Origin of the sequence: Bradyrhizobium sp. Rc3b, assembly GCF_900114915.1 — a bacterium.
GTDB lineage: Bacteria > Pseudomonadota > Alphaproteobacteria > Rhizobiales > Xanthobacteraceae > Bradyrhizobium.
This window is the reverse complement of the sequence record NZ_FOUS01000004.1, coordinates 291,614-304,594: the sequence shown is the minus strand read 5'-3', so window position 1 is coordinate 304,594 and position 12,981 is coordinate 291,614. Positions and strand designations below refer to the sequence as shown.

Genomic DNA, 12,981 nt, shown 5'->3' with positions numbered 1-12,981 from the left:
TTACCCCGTTACCTTGTCTCGACCTTCTCGGGCGTGATCACCTCGATCTTCGGCGGTGCCGTGAAGCACTTGACCGCCACGCGACCGAACGTCTTCATGTGCTCCATGCCACGATGCGGCACCAGCGCTTCGGCGTTCTCCCACTGCTCGACGAACACCATCTTGGCAGGATCGGTGACGCTTTCATGCAGATCATAGGCGATATTGCCGGGCTCCTTCCGCGTCTCCTTGATGCAGGCGGTGGCGGCTGCAATGAATTCGGCGCGCGTCTCGGGCTTGATGGTCAAGGTGGCAACGACATAGATCACGAGAAATCCTCCCGGCTTTTCTTCTGGGTTACGATACCGGGCGGGACATTAGACCAGGCGGGATCGAACGCAAAACCGTAAAAGCCGCCCCCGGACGCTTGCCGGGGACATGCGTCGAGGCGCTATTTCAGTACATGAAATATCGCTGCGCCATCGGCAGCACCTCCGCGGGGGCGCAAGTGAGCAATTCGCCGTCGGCGCGGACCTCATAGGTCTCCGGATCGACCTCGATATTGGGCGTGGCGTCGTTGTGGATCATGCTCTTCTTCGAGATCTTGCCGCGGGTATTCTGGACCGCATAGAGCTTCTTCTCGATGCCGAGCTTTCGCGCGAGACCACCGGTGATCGCGGCCTTCGAGGTGAACACCACGGACGATGCCGTGCGCGCCTTGCCGAAGGCGCCGAACATCGGCTGGTAATGCACCGGCTGCGGCGTCGGGATCGAGGCGTTGGGATCGCCCATCGGAGCTGCGACGATGGTGCCGCCCTTGACGATGCAATCCGGCTTGACGCCGAAGAAGGCCGGCGACCACAGCACGAGATCGGCGAGCTTGCCCTTCTCGACCGAGCCGATCAGCTTCGACACGCCGTGCGCTATCGCGGGATTGATGGTGTATTTGGCGATGTAGCGCTTGACGCGGAAATTGTCGTTGTCCTTGCCCTTGTCCTGCGGCAGTGACCCGCGCTGCTTCTTCATCTTGTCCGCGGTCTGCCAGGTCCGGATGATGACCTCGCCGAGCCGGCCCATCGCCTGCGAGTCCGACGACATCATCGAGAGCGCGCCGAGATCGTGCAAAATGTCTTCCGCAGCGATGGTCTCCTTGCGGATACGACTCTCGGCGAATGCCAGATCCTCCGCGATCGAGGGATCGAGGTGGTGGCACACCATCAGCATGTCCAGATGCTCGTCGATGGTGTTGCGCGTGAAGGGCCGGGTCGGGTTGGTCGAGGACGGCAGCACGTTCTTGAGCCCTGCGACCTTGATGATATCTGGGGCGTGACCACCGCCGGCGCCCTCGGTGTGGAAGGCATGGATGGTGCGGCCCTTGAAGGCCTTGATCGTATCCTCGACGAAGCCGGATTCGTTCAGCGTGTCGGTGTGGATCATCACCTGGATGTCGTGAGCATCGGCGACCGAGAGGCAGTTGTCGATCGCGGCCGGCGTCGTGCCCCAGTCCTCGTGCAGCTTCAGCGCGCAGGCGCCGGCCTTGATCATCTCGACCAGGGCGGCGGGCCGCGAGGCGTTGCCCTTGCCGGAGATGCCGAGATTGACCGGGAAGGCATCGAACGACTGGATCATCCGCCCCATGTGCCACGGTCCCGGCGTACAGGTGGTCGCGAAGGTGCCATGCGACGGGCCGGTGCCACCGCCCAGCATCGAGGTGACGCCAGACATCAGCGCGTGCTCGATCTGCTGCGGGCAGATGAAATGGATGTGGCTGTCGAAGCCGCCGGCGGTGAGGATCTTGCCCTCACCCGCGATCACGTCGGTGCCGGGACCGATGATGATGGTGACGCCCGGCTGGATGTCGGGATTGCCGGCCTTGCCGATCGCCGAAATCATGCCGTCCTTGATCGCGACGTCGGCCTTGACGATGCCCCAGTGATCGACGATCAGCGCATTGGTGATGACGGTGTCGGCCGCGCCCTGCTTGTTGGTGACCTGCGACTGCCCCATGCCGTCGCGGATCACCTTGCCGCCGCCAAACTTCACCTCCTCGCCATAGGTGGTGAAATCCTTCTCGACCTCGATGATGAGATCGGTGTCGGCCAGCCGCACCTTGTCGCCGGTGGTCGGGCCGAACATGTCGGCATAGACGGAACGTTTCATCTTGACGGACATCACAAGCCCCGTTTGCGTTTGATTGTTTGGTGACTCACAGCAAGGCCTTCGCTGCTTTCACGGCATCATCGAATTTCGTATCGAGCCACGCATTGCCGCCGCGGCAGCCGGCCACCACCTGCTCGGCCCAATCGCTGTAGTCGGCGAGGTCGTCACGCTCTTCGGTGGTCGGATCCGTATGAATGCGCGCGCCGATGTTGCTGATCTTGTCGGCGATCTTGATCAGCTTGGCGCCCGGCGATTTGTGCGGAGCGTCCTCGATTTGCTTCTGCCGCCGCTCGGCCTTCGGCAGGCTCATGTCATCTGTACACTCCGCGACCAGCGAGGCAACGCCCTCGGAAAGTCGCTGCGCCAGCTCCTCGCGCGTGGTGTCGGTATCCTCGATCGAATCATGCAGCCAGCCGGCCGCGACCAGCTCGGCATCGGCGCCGTCAGTCGCGGTCGCGAGCAGGTTCGCGACCTCGGCGAGATGATTGATGTAGGGCTCATTGCCGCGTCCCTTGCGCACCATGCCGTTATGGCGGCGCGCGGCGAGCTCGGCGGCTTCAGAGATGAGGCGGATGGGTGAGAGCATGGGAAATACCTCCGTTTCCGCCTCAACCGTGCCGCGCCGCGCTCGTTCCTGTGGAGATCACAGCTTCCCCATGACATCGCCGCGGAAGCCGTAGATCGTCTTCTTCCCCGCCATCGCGACGAGCTGCACGTCGCGGGTCTGGCCGGGTTCGAAGCGGACGGCAGTGCCGGCGGCGATGTCGAGGCGCATGCCGCGGGCCTTCTTGCGGTCGAATTTCAGCGCGGGGTTGGTCTCGAAGAAATGGTAGTGCGAGCCGACCTGGATCGGACGGTCGCCGGTGTTGGCGACCGTCAGCGTCACGGTCTTGCGGCCGGCATTGAGCTCGATCTCGCCGTCCTGGATGAAGAGTTCGCCGGGGATCATTCTATCCTCCTCGTCGTTCCGGGGCTCGCGCAGCGAGAAGGCCGGGATCTCGATCAACAATCTCTGGATTCCGGGTTCGCCCTGCGGGCGCCCCGGAATGACGAATTCGAATTACCTGATCGGCTCGTGCACGGTGACGAGCTTGGTGCCGTCCGGAAACGTCGCCTCGACCTGGATGTCGTGGATCATCTCGGGAATGCCCGGCATCACCTGGTCGCGGGTGAGTACCTGCGCGCCGGATTGCATCAGCTCGGCGACGGTGCGGCCGTCGCGTGCGCCTTCGAGGATGAAATCGGAGATGATGGCGATCGCCTCGGGATGGTTGAGCTTGACGCCGCGATCCAGCCGACGGCGGGCCACGATCGCCGCCATCGAGATCAGAAGCTTGTCCTTTTCGCGGGGAGACAGGTTCATGAAGAATCTCTTCCGTTCAACACGTCAATTCAGCCGGTCAGTTCAGCCAGAGTCGCGGCAGGGCCGTTCCAGTGCGCGCCAGCACGGCCATCATGTCGGCCCGCAACCGCGCCGCATCTTGGGCACAGAACCGGGCCATTGCAAAGCCATTCCACGCCGAGATTCCGACCTCGCCGGAGAATGAGTCCGAGGCCTCGCGAATGCGCTCGACCAGAGCCTCGTCACCGGGCACGATCAGCGCCGTGCCGATCGCGGCACCGCCTTTGGCGACGGCTGATCGCCCAAGTTTTGCGCCGATATTGCCGTCGAGCCTGATGGTCTCGGCAAACACCAGCCTGCCGCCACGCCGCAGCCGCCAGCGGTCGACGAACTCGCCCCGCTCCATCCGCTCGCCCATGGCGGTGCGGCCGAACACGACGATCTCGCAGAGCAGCAGCGAGGCGGCCTCATCAAGCTCGATGTCGAAGCGGCGGTGGACCCGGGCGCGATTGAACAGGATGGTCTCCTGGGGCAGCCAGGACAGATGCGCATCCGCGTCGGCCTTCAAGGAAATATTGAGCCGCGCTGCCGCTCCCGGCGCGCGATAGACCTTTTCGGCGGCCGCGGTCGTCAGCGTCAGCCGCGAGCCCTGGCCCGCCGCGATGTCGATCTCAAAACTGTCCCCGCCGGCGACGCCGCCGGCAGTGTTGACGAACACGCCGGAGAGCCCCTCGCCTTCAGGTGAGGGAAAGCGCACGCGCAGCGAGCCGGATTCATGCAAGACGCCGCGCCGCGTCACGCCGTCACGTGCGTGCACGTCGAAGCGCACCGCGCCGCGGGCACGGTTTGCCTCGAAAACTCCTGACGTGACCGAAATGTCGCTGCGCATCCGCCTCCCCCAGCCGGTCGCGGCAGAACGGCTTACAGCGCCATCTGGCGGCTGATCTCGCTCGCGTCCAAATTGGCGCGATCGCAGGTGAATTTCACCGCGCCGCGATCCATCACGGCAAAACTGTCGCCGAGTTCGCAGGCAAAGTCGAGGTATTGTTCGACCAGCACGATGGCGATGTTGCCGAGGTTGCGCAAATAGGAGATGGCGCGTCCGATGTCCTTGATGATCGAGGGCTGGATACCCTCGGTCGGCTCGTCGAGCAGCAGCAATTTCGGTCGCATCACCAGCGCGCGACCGATCGCGAGCTGTTGCTGCTGGCCACCAGAGAGATCGCCGCCGCGCCGGCCGAGCATGGATTGCAGCACGGGGAAGAGCGAGAACACGTCGTCGGGAATGTGCTTGTCCTCGCGCTTGAGCGGACCGAAGCCGGTCTTGAGGTTTTCCTCGACCGTCAGCAGCGGGAAGATCTCGCGGCCCTGCGGCACGAAGCCGATGCCCTTGCGCGCCCGCTCATAGGGCTTGAGGCCGGTGATGTCGCTGCCGTCGAGCACGATCGCGCCCGACGAGATCGGATATTGCCCGACCATGGCGCGCAAGAGCGAGGTTTTGCCGACGCCGTTGCGCCCGAGCACGCAGGTCACCTTGCCCGGCTCGGCCGAGATCGAGACGCCGCGCAGCGCCTGCGCCGCGCCGTAGAACAGATTGATATCCTTGACTTCAAGCATCGCTCAGCGTCCCAGATAAACTTCAATCACCCGCTCGTTGGATGAAACCTGGTCGATGGTTCCTTCGGCGAGCACGGTGCCTTCGTGCAGACAGGTGACCTTGACGCCGAGCTCGCGCACGAAGGTCATGTCGTGCTCGACCACCATCACGGTGTGGGTCTTGTTGATCTCCTTCAACAGCTCGGCGGTCAGATGCGTCTCGACGTCGGTCATCCCCGCGACGGGCTCATCGACGAGGAGCAGTTTCGGGTCCTGCGCCAGCAGCATGCCGATCTCCAGCCACTGCTTCTGGCCGTGGCTGAGGCTGCCGGCCAGGCGGTTACGGGCCTCGGTGAGACGGATCGTCTCCAGCACCTTGTCGATGCGCTCGGACTCGGCCTTGCTGCCGCGCCAGAACAGCGTGCCCTTGACGCTATGGTCGACGTTGAGCGCGAGCAGGAGGTTGTCCTGCACGGTCTGGCTCTCGAACACGGTCGGCTTCTGGAACTTGCGGCCGATGCCGAGCTCGGCGATGCGGGTCTCGTCGAGCCGCGTCAGATCGGTGACACCGTCGAACAGCACGGTGCCCTCGTCGGGCTTGGTCTTGCCGGTGATGATGTCCATCATCGTGGTCTTGCCGGCGCCGTTCGGGCCGATGATGGCGCGCATCTCGCCGGGCTCGAGCGTCAGCGACAGATTGTTGATGGCGTGGAAGCCGTCGAACGAGACGTGCACGCCGTCGAGATAGAGCATTGCGGAGGTTGCGCGGTTGTCCATGACGTTCATTTGCGCCTACTCCGCCATCTTGGGTTCGGTGACGCCGTCTTCGGCCGCAGCGCTCGCGGCGTTGCGCTTATCTTTCGACGAGTCCCACCAGGCGTTGAAGGTGCCGACGATGCCCTTGGGCAGCAGCAGCGTCACCAGGATGAACAGCGCGCCCAGCATGAACAGCCAGTACGGCGCCAGCATGCCCGAGGTGAAAAACGTCTTGGCGTAGTTGACGACGACGGCGCCAAGCGCGGCACCGACCAGCGTGCCGCGGCCGCCGACCGCGACCCAGATCACCGCCTCGATCGAATTGCCGGGCGCGAATTCGCTTGGGTTGATGATGCCGACCTGCGGCACGTAGAGCGCGCCGGCGACCCCCGCCATGCAGGCCGAGACCGTGAACACGAACAGCTTGTAGGATTCGACGCGGTAGCCGAGGAAGCGCGTGCGCGATTCCGCATCACGCACCGCGATCAACACCTTGCCGAGCTTGGAGGAGACGATGGCGCGGCAGATCAGGAAGCCTGCGATCAGCGCCAGACAGCTCAGCGCGAACAAAGCCGCGCGGGTGCCTTCCGCCTGGACGTTGAAGCCCAGGATGTCCTTGAAGTCGGTCAGGCCGTTATTGCCGCCGAAGCCGAAGTCGTTGCGGAAGAAGGCGAGCAGCAGCGCATAGGTCATCGCCTGTGTGATGATCGACAGATACACGCCGGTGACGCGGGAGCGGAAGGCAAGCCAGCCGAAGCAAAAGGCGAGCAGGCCGGGCACGACCAGCACCATCAGCGCTGCGAACCAGAACATGTCGAAGCCGTACCAGTACCAGGGCAGCTTCTGCCAGTTCAGGAACACCATGAAGTCGGGCAGGATCGGATTGCCGTAGACGCCGCGGGCGCCGATCTGCCGCATCAGGTACATCCCCATCGCGTAGCCGCCAAGCGCAAAGAACGCGCCGTGGCCGAGCGAGAGGATGCCGCAATAGCCCCAGATCAGATCGATCGCGAGCGCCAGGATCGCGTAGCAGACATATTTGCCCCAGAGCGCGACGAGATAGGTCGGCACCTGCAGGAACGAGCCCGCGGGCAGCAGCAGGTTGGAGAGCGGGATCAGGATGCCGCAAGCTGCGACGACGGCAAGGAAGATCGTCGCGCCGCGGTCCAGCGATCGCGTCAGCATGTGAGGGGTCATGCTTCCACCGCACGGCCCTTGAGCGCGAACAGTCCGCGCGGGCGCTTTTGAATGAACAGGATGATGAGAACCAGGATGGCGATCTTGCCGAGCACGGCGCCGGCGACCGGCTCCAGGAACTTGTTGGCGATGCCGAGTGTGAAGGCGCCGACCAGCGTGCCCCAGAGATTGCCGACGCCGCCGAACACCACGACCATGAAGCTGTCGATGATGTAGCTCTGGCCGAGATTGGGGCTTACATTGTCGATCTGCGACAGCGCCACGCCGGCGATGCCGGCAATGCCCGAGCCGAGCCCGAAGGTCAGCGCGTCGACGCGCGAGGTGGCGATGCCCATCGAGGCCGCCATGCGGCGGTTCTGCGTCACCGCGCGCATCTCGAGGCCGAGCGCGGTGTAGCGCAGCATCGCGAGCAGGATCGCGAACACGGCCAGCGTGAACACGAGGATCCAGAGCCGGTTATAGGTGATGGTGATCTGGCCGAGCTCGAAAGCGCCGCTCATCCAGGAGGGATTGCCGACCTCGCGGTTGGTCGGACCGAACATGGTGCGCACCGCCTGCTGCAGCACCAGCGACAGACCCCAGGTCGCGAGCAGCGTCTCCAGCGGACGCCCGTAGAGGAAACGGATGATGCTGCGCTCGATCAGCACGCCGATCGCGCCGGCGACGACAAAGGCCAGCGGCACCGCGATCAGCAGCGAATAATCGAACAGGCCGGGATAGCGGGTGCGGATCACCTCCTGCACCACGAAGGTGGTGTAGGCGCCGATCATCACCATCTCGCCATGCGCCATGTTGATCACGCCCATCACGCCAAAGGTGATGGCGAGCCCGATCGCGGCGAGCAGCAGCACCGAGCCGAGCGAGAGGCCGTACCAGGCATTCTGCACCATGGACCAGATCGCGAGCGAATTCTGGATCGAGCCGATCGCGCTCGTAGCGGCCTTGGTCACCGACGCCGGCTGGTCGCCCATGCCTGTGAGCAGGGCCAGCGCCTCCTGATCGCCGCGCCCCTTGAGGGTGGCCACCGCCTCCAGCTTCTCGACCTCGCTGGCGTCCGACTTGAACAGCAGGATGGCCGCGCGGGCGTCGCCGAGCGCAGCCTTGACGGACCTGTTGGTTTCCTTGGCGAGCGCGGCATCGACCGGCTCGAGCGCGGTCTCCTCATGCGACTTGAAGACGGATTGCGCGGCCTGCAGCCGTGTTCCGACGTCCGGCGACTGGAGCGTCAGGCTGCCGAGAGCTGCATCGACGCTGCGGCGCAGGCGGTTGTTGAGGCGGACTGCGCTCGCGCTGTCGGGAACGCTCGCCACCGCCTGGCCGGTCGCGGCGTCGATCGACTTACCATCGGTACCGGTGACGTAAACCTTCTTGCTGTCAGGGTCGGCCATCAGGCGGCCATCCTGAAGCGCACTGATGATGGGGAAAGCCAGCGGATTGCCGCTGCTTGCGACCACGCCGATCGCCTCGTCGGTATCGGAATAATCATCGTTGGCGAATTTGGCGACCGCATCCTCGAACGGACCGGCGAGGGCCGGCAGTGCGAACGCGATCAGGAACAACGAGAGCGCAAGCGAGCAGAGGCGCGCGGACAAATGGGCTGGCACTGTGAATGACCCCGGCAGAAATGAGTGGAGAAGGCGGCGGGATCGCCGCCTTCTCCGATCTTGCAATGGCGTGTCAGATCCGGATCAGGAGCCCGAACCGAGGCACTTGTTGGTCTTGGTGTTGAAGTTGCCGCACTTCTTGCCGACCCAGTCGCCGACCAGGTCCTTGGAGCCGTCGAGCTCCTTCGACCAGGCGTCGCCCGCGACGAGACCCGGGGTCTTCCAGACCACGTCGAACTGGCCGTTGCCCTTGATCTCGCCGATGAACACCGGCTTGGTGATGTGGTGGTTCGGCAGCATCTTCGACACGCCGCCGGTCAGGTTCTTGGCTTCGATGCCCGGGAGAGCGTCGATCACCTTGTCCGGATCGGTCGACTTCACCTTCTCGACCGCCTTGACCCACATGTCGAAGCCGATCACGTGCGCTTCCATCGGATCGTTGGTCACGCGCTTCGGATTCTTGGTGTAGGCCTGCCATGCCTTGATGAACTTCTCGTTCTCCGGCGACTTGATCGACTGGAAGTAGTTCCAGGCCGCGAGATGGCCGACCAGCGGCTTGGTGTCGATGCCGGCGAGCTCTTCTTCGCCCACCGAGAACGCGACGACCGGGATGTCCTTCGCCTTGATGCCCTGGTTGCCGAGCTCCTTGTAGAAGGGAACGTTGGCGTCGCCGTTGATGGTCGAGACCACGGCGGTCTTCTTGCCGGCCGAGCCGAACTTCTTGATGTCGGCCACGATCGTCTGCCAGTCGGAGTGACCGAACGGCGTGTAGTTGATCATGATGTCTTCCTGGGCGACACCCTTCGACTTCAGATAGGCTTCCAGGATCTTGTTGGTGGTACGCGGATAAACGTAGTCGGTGCCCGCGAGCACCCAGCGCTTCACCTTCTCGTCCTTCATCAGGTAGTCGACGGCGGGGATTGCCTGCTGGTTCGGCGCCGCCCCCGTGTAGAACACGTTGCGCTCGCTCTCCTCACCCTCGTACTGCACGGGGTAGAACAGGATGTTGTTCAGCTCCTTGAAGACGGGCAGCACCGACTTGCGCGACACCGAGGTCCAGCAGCCGAACACGACCGAGACCTTGTCCTTGGTGATCAGCTCGCGCGCCTTTTCGGCGAACAGCGGCCAGTTCGACGCGGGGTCGACGACGACGGCCTCGAGCTTCTTGCCGAGAACGCCGCCCTTCTTGTTCTGCTCGTCGATCAGGAAAAGGATGGTGTCCTTCAGCGTGGTTTCGCTGATGGCCATGGTGCCGGAAAGGGAGTGCAGCACGCCGACCTTGATGGTGTCATCCGCGGCCTTGGCGCCAGTCAATGAAGCCAGACCGAGCACCAGTCCGGCGGTCGCGGCGAGCACACCGCGGCGGCTAAATGACGCCGCTATATCGTGAGTGGATTTGCTAAACATGAGTGTCTCATCTCCCTGACGCAGACGTGAAAAACGCTGCGAAACGGCCCCACGGCCGCCTGCGATTAACGGATTCGCAAGAACCATGCCATGGACTGAGCACCCACCAACCAGTTGGTTTTGCTGACAAAATTTGCCGAAATCAAAGTGTCCCGACCTCGAACCAGCCCAAAACTTGAGCAATCCAAATGTGTGCCAAAGCGGCAGGCTGGTCATTTTCTGAGCAAAATGCTCTTTTTGGCTAAATTTCCGGCATAACTATTTCTGCACCGCAACCGGCCTTTTTGGACGAGCTGCCTTGAAAGCGCCCCCTCGATGTTCCATATGAGCGGCCGAGACCTCTTGCGAATCAAGCGGTCGTCGCGAGCCGCGTGTTCTTAAGCCCTTACGGGCCTCTGGCTTGCCCCATATCTCCCAAGCCATCCGACACCCCAAACACGCAGGTGTCTTCTCGACACCCTTTTGCGTGCGCCGCGCTGAATGCGCCGGGCGTTGCGCTTTTGACATGGAAAGAACCCCTCTTTTGACTTCGTTTCAGGACTTCGGCCTCGCCGAACCCATCGCGCGCGCTCTTCAAGAAGAGAACTACGTCACCCCCACCCCCATCCAGGCCCAGACCATCCCCACGGCGCTGACCGGCCGCGACGTCGTCGGTATCGCCCAGACCGGTACCGGTAAGACCGCGTCCTTCGCGCTGCCGATCCTGCACCGCCTGCTCGAGCACCGTATCAAGCCGCAGCCCAAGACGACCCGCGTCCTGGTGTTGTCGCCGACCCGCGAGCTGTCCGGCCAGATCCTCGACAGCTTCAACGCCTATGGCCGCCACATCCGCCTGTCCTCGACGCTCGCCATCGGCGGCGTTCCGATGGGCCGCCAAGTCCGCTCGCTGATGCAGGGCGTCGAAGTGCTGGTCGCCACCCCCGGCCGCCTCCTCGACCTCGTGCAGAGCAACGGGCTGAAGCTGTCGAGCGTCGAATTCCTCGTGCTCGATGAAGCCGACCGCATGCTCGACATGGGATTCATCAACGACATCCGCAAAATCGTCGCCAAGCTGCCGATCAAGCGGCAGACGCTGTTCTTCTCGGCCACCATGCCCAAGGACATTGCCGAGCTGGCGAACGCGATGCTGCGGGACCCGGCCCGCGTCGCGGTGACCCCGGTCTCCTCGACCGCCGAGCGCATCAATCAACGCATCGTCCAGGTCGATTTCTCCGCCAAGCCCGCCTTCCTGACCAAGCTTCTGAAGGACGAGCCGGTCAACCGCGCCCTGGTCTTCACCCGCACCAAGCACGGCGCGGACAAGGTGGTGAAGTCGCTCGAGAAGGCCGGCATCCCCGCCAGCGCCATCCACGGCAACAAGTCGCAGAACCATCGCGAACGGACGCTGGCCCAGTTCCGCTCGGGCGAGATCCGCACCCTGGTCGCCACCGACATCGCCGCCCGCGGCATCGACGTCGACGGCATCAGCCACGTCATCAATTTCGACCTTCCCAACGTGCCGGAAACCTACGTCCACCGCATCGGCCGCACCGCGCGTGCCGGCGCCGACGGCACCGCGATCTCGCTGGTCGCAGGCGGCGAGGAACTCAGCTATCTCCGCGACATCGAACGGCTGATCAAGGTGGCACTGCCGCGCGAAGATCTCCGCACCGACGCCGGCCGCCGCGATGCGGGTCCTCCCGCGCCGCAGCAACGACAGGGTCGCGGAGGCCGCCCGGGCCAGCGTCCGCAAGGTGCAAGGCATGGCGAGGGACGCCACGGTGACGGGCGTCGTAGCGACGAACGACATTCCGACGGACGCCACCATAGCGCCGGCAAGCACGGCGATGGACGCCCCGGTGAAGGCCGACATGGCGGCGAAGCGCGACATGCTGACGGGCGGCCCGGCAATGGCCCGAAGGCCTCAAAGGGGTCTCGTCGTCCACGCTCTGGCGGGAAGACGCATTCTTCTGCAGGCAGTCGTCCAGAACAGCGTTCCGCGCATAGCGCCGGGGCACCTGATGGGATACAAGGCGTTGCCTTTTTGCGCCGTGAGAGTCGGCCGAACGGCCAACCGAACCGCAAACCCTATTCGCACTAGCCGTCCACGACCTGGAGAAATTCATGGCCAAGGAAGAGCTGATCCAGTTCGAAGGACTGGTCACCGAAATCCTCCCCGACGCACGCTACCGCGTGCAGCTCGACGCCGGACACGAGATCGTCGCCTATACCGCCGGCAAGATGAAGAAGAACCGCATCAAGACGCTGGCAGGCGACCGCGTGACGGTGGAGATGTCGCCCTATGACCTCGAGAAGGGCCGGCTGATTTTCCGCCACAAGGACGAGCGTCCCAGCGGCGTGGGCGGACCGCCTCGCCCGGGCCAGCGCGGCGGCCAGTTCCGCCGTCGCTAGGCGCCTGAGCGCGGAAGTAAGATTCTGACTTTATGTGGATCCGCCGCGGCCATCGCGGCGGATCAAAAAATCGTGCATGTCCGGATTGTTTTGAGACCCCAATTCCGATAAAATGAATTTATCGATTTTCGGCCGGACGACATTAGCATCCACCGGTACAGCCGGTTCAGACACGCTGACGACCCTTCCAAAAATTCGATCTAACCGGCCTGCGCAAGCGGGCTCTCACATTGTGTTATCTGAGAAGGGACTACCCCCGTGAGCATGGGAACCGTGAAGTGGTTTAACGCGACCAAAGGCTTCGGCTTCATTCAGCCCGACGACGGCGGCCAGGACGTGTTCGTCCACATCAGCGCTGTGGAGCGCGCGGGCCTCGGCACGCTGCGCGAAGGTCAGAAGATCTCCTACGAGATCGTGGCCGACCGTCGTTCCGGCAAGTCGGCAGCGGACAACCTCCGCTCCGAAGGCTGAGCGTCCGGGCGTTGGGCCGATCGGCTCGCGCAAGCCAAAGAAAGCAAGAAGGCCGTGCGCAACGCACGGCCTTTTTCA

The 12,981-nt window shown here is 63.7% G+C and carries 14 protein-coding genes; 3 read left to right on the top strand and 11 right to left on the bottom strand.

All coding sequences use genetic code 11. The features are described 5' to 3' along the window. Window positions 1-8: 8 nt before the first annotated feature. The 11 genes from BM190_RS11440 to urtA form a co-directional block, all read right to left on the bottom strand. Window positions 9-308, bottom strand: coding sequence for a putative quinol monooxygenase (locus tag BM190_RS11440; protein WP_018318764.1), 300 nt, complete (start codon window positions 306-308; stop codon window positions 9-11). Window positions 309-435: 127 nt separating this feature from the next. Next, window positions 436-2,151: an urease subunit alpha gene (ureC, locus tag BM190_RS11435; protein ID WP_092254390.1), complete on the bottom strand. Its 1,716-nt coding sequence runs from the start codon at window positions 2,149-2,151 to the stop codon at window positions 436-438. 34 nt (window positions 2,152-2,185) lie between these two features. Beyond that, complete coding sequence (locus BM190_RS11430; RefSeq protein ID WP_092254388.1) at window positions 2,186-2,725, bottom strand: HD domain-containing protein; 540 nt, start codon at window positions 2,723-2,725, stop codon at window positions 2,186-2,188. A 57-nt stretch (window positions 2,726-2,782) separates the two neighbouring features. Continuing rightward, window positions 2,783-3,088 carry an urease subunit beta gene (locus BM190_RS11425; RefSeq protein WP_026202067.1) on the bottom strand — a complete coding sequence of 102 codons (306 nt, stop codon included), beginning with the start codon at window positions 3,086-3,088 and terminating at the stop codon, window positions 2,783-2,785. Window positions 3,089-3,199: 111 nt separating this feature from the next. Continuing rightward, window positions 3,200-3,502, bottom strand: a complete 303-nt coding sequence (locus BM190_RS11420) for an urease subunit gamma (RefSeq protein WP_007605424.1) — start codon at window positions 3,500-3,502, stop codon at window positions 3,200-3,202. 37 nt (window positions 3,503-3,539) lie between these two features. Next, entirely contained in the window at window positions 3,540-4,370 is an 831-nt protein-coding gene (locus BM190_RS11415) for an urease accessory protein UreD (RefSeq protein WP_092254386.1), read from the bottom strand. 32 nt (window positions 4,371-4,402) lie between these two features. Further along, window positions 4,403-5,098 (bottom strand): urea ABC transporter ATP-binding subunit UrtE, encoded by a 696-nt coding sequence (gene urtE / locus BM190_RS11410; RefSeq protein WP_018318770.1) that lies wholly within the window; start codon window positions 5,096-5,098, stop codon window positions 4,403-4,405. Between the two features lie 3 nt (window positions 5,099-5,101). Next, window positions 5,102-5,863, bottom strand: a complete 762-nt coding sequence (gene urtD / locus BM190_RS11405) for an urea ABC transporter ATP-binding protein UrtD (RefSeq protein WP_018318771.1) — start codon at window positions 5,861-5,863, stop codon at window positions 5,102-5,104. Window positions 5,864-5,869: 6 nt separating this feature from the next. Beyond that, on the bottom strand, window positions 5,870-7,030 hold the full coding sequence (urtC, locus tag BM190_RS11400) for an urea ABC transporter permease subunit UrtC (RefSeq protein ID WP_018318772.1): 1,161 nt from the start codon (window positions 7,028-7,030) through the stop codon (window positions 5,870-5,872). Beyond that, window positions 7,027-8,634: an urea ABC transporter permease subunit UrtB gene (urtB, locus tag BM190_RS11395; RefSeq protein WP_092254384.1), complete on the bottom strand. Its 1,608-nt coding sequence runs from the start codon at window positions 8,632-8,634 to the stop codon at window positions 7,027-7,029. Before urtB ends, urtC begins: the two co-directional genes overlap by 4 nt. An 84-nt stretch (window positions 8,635-8,718) precedes the next feature. Next, window positions 8,719-10,041 (bottom strand): urea ABC transporter substrate-binding protein, encoded by a 1,323-nt coding sequence (gene urtA, locus BM190_RS11390; protein ID WP_026202068.1) that lies wholly within the window; start codon window positions 10,039-10,041, stop codon window positions 8,719-8,721. Between the two features lie 505 nt (window positions 10,042-10,546). Between urtA and BM190_RS11385 the strand changes: the two genes are divergently transcribed. The 3 genes from BM190_RS11385 (at window position 10,547) to BM190_RS11375 (ending at window position 12,903) form a co-directional block, all read left to right on the top strand. Beyond that, the gene (locus BM190_RS11385) at window positions 10,547-12,121 is read left to right on the top strand and encodes a DEAD/DEAH box helicase (protein WP_092254382.1); all 1,575 of its coding nucleotides are present in this window, start codon (window positions 10,547-10,549) and stop codon (window positions 12,119-12,121) included. A gap of 23 nt (window positions 12,122-12,144) precedes the next feature. After that, window positions 12,145-12,432 carry a translation initiation factor IF-1 gene (infA, locus tag BM190_RS11380; protein ID WP_008131890.1) on the top strand — a complete coding sequence of 96 codons (288 nt, stop codon included), beginning with the start codon at window positions 12,145-12,147 and terminating at the stop codon, window positions 12,430-12,432. Between the two features lie 258 nt (window positions 12,433-12,690). Continuing rightward, window positions 12,691-12,903, top strand: a complete 213-nt coding sequence (locus BM190_RS11375; RefSeq protein WP_018318776.1) for a cold-shock protein — start codon at window positions 12,691-12,693, stop codon at window positions 12,901-12,903. The last annotated feature ends 78 nt before the right edge of the window (window positions 12,904-12,981 follow it).

Excerpts from the sequence above, each read along its gene's own strand:
- BM190_RS11385 (WP_092254382.1), top strand. The coding sequence starts at position 10,547 with ATGGAAAGAACCCCTCTTTTGACTTCGTTTCAGGACTTCGGCCTCGCC.
- infA (WP_008131890.1), top strand. The coding sequence starts at position 12,145 with ATGGCCAAGGAAGAGCTGATCCAGTTCGAAGGACTGGTCACCGAAATC.
- BM190_RS11425 (WP_026202067.1), bottom strand. The coding sequence starts at position 3,088 with ATGATCCCCGGCGAACTCTTCATCCAGGACGGCGAGATCGAGCTCAAT.
- ureC (WP_092254390.1), bottom strand. The coding sequence starts at position 2,151 with ATGTCCGTCAAGATGAAACGTTCCGTCTATGCCGACATGTTCGGCCCG.
- BM190_RS11420 (WP_007605424.1), bottom strand. The coding sequence starts at position 3,502 with ATGAACCTGTCTCCCCGCGAAAAGGACAAGCTTCTGATCTCGATGGCG.
- BM190_RS11415 (WP_092254386.1), bottom strand. The coding sequence starts at position 4,370 with ATGCGCAGCGACATTTCGGTCACGTCAGGAGTTTTCGAGGCAAACCGT.
- urtC (WP_018318772.1), bottom strand. The coding sequence starts at position 7,030 with ATGACCCCTCACATGCTGACGCGATCGCTGGACCGCGGCGCGACGATC.
- urtA (WP_026202068.1), bottom strand. The coding sequence starts at position 10,041 with ATGTTTAGCAAATCCACTCACGATATAGCGGCGTCATTTAGCCGCCGC.
- urtD (WP_018318771.1), bottom strand. The coding sequence starts at position 5,863 with ATGAACGTCATGGACAACCGCGCAACCTCCGCAATGCTCTATCTCGAC.
- BM190_RS11430 (WP_092254388.1), bottom strand. The coding sequence starts at position 2,725 with ATGCTCTCACCCATCCGCCTCATCTCTGAAGCCGCCGAGCTCGCCGCG.
- urtE (WP_018318770.1), bottom strand. The coding sequence starts at position 5,098 with ATGCTTGAAGTCAAGGATATCAATCTGTTCTACGGCGCGGCGCAGGCG.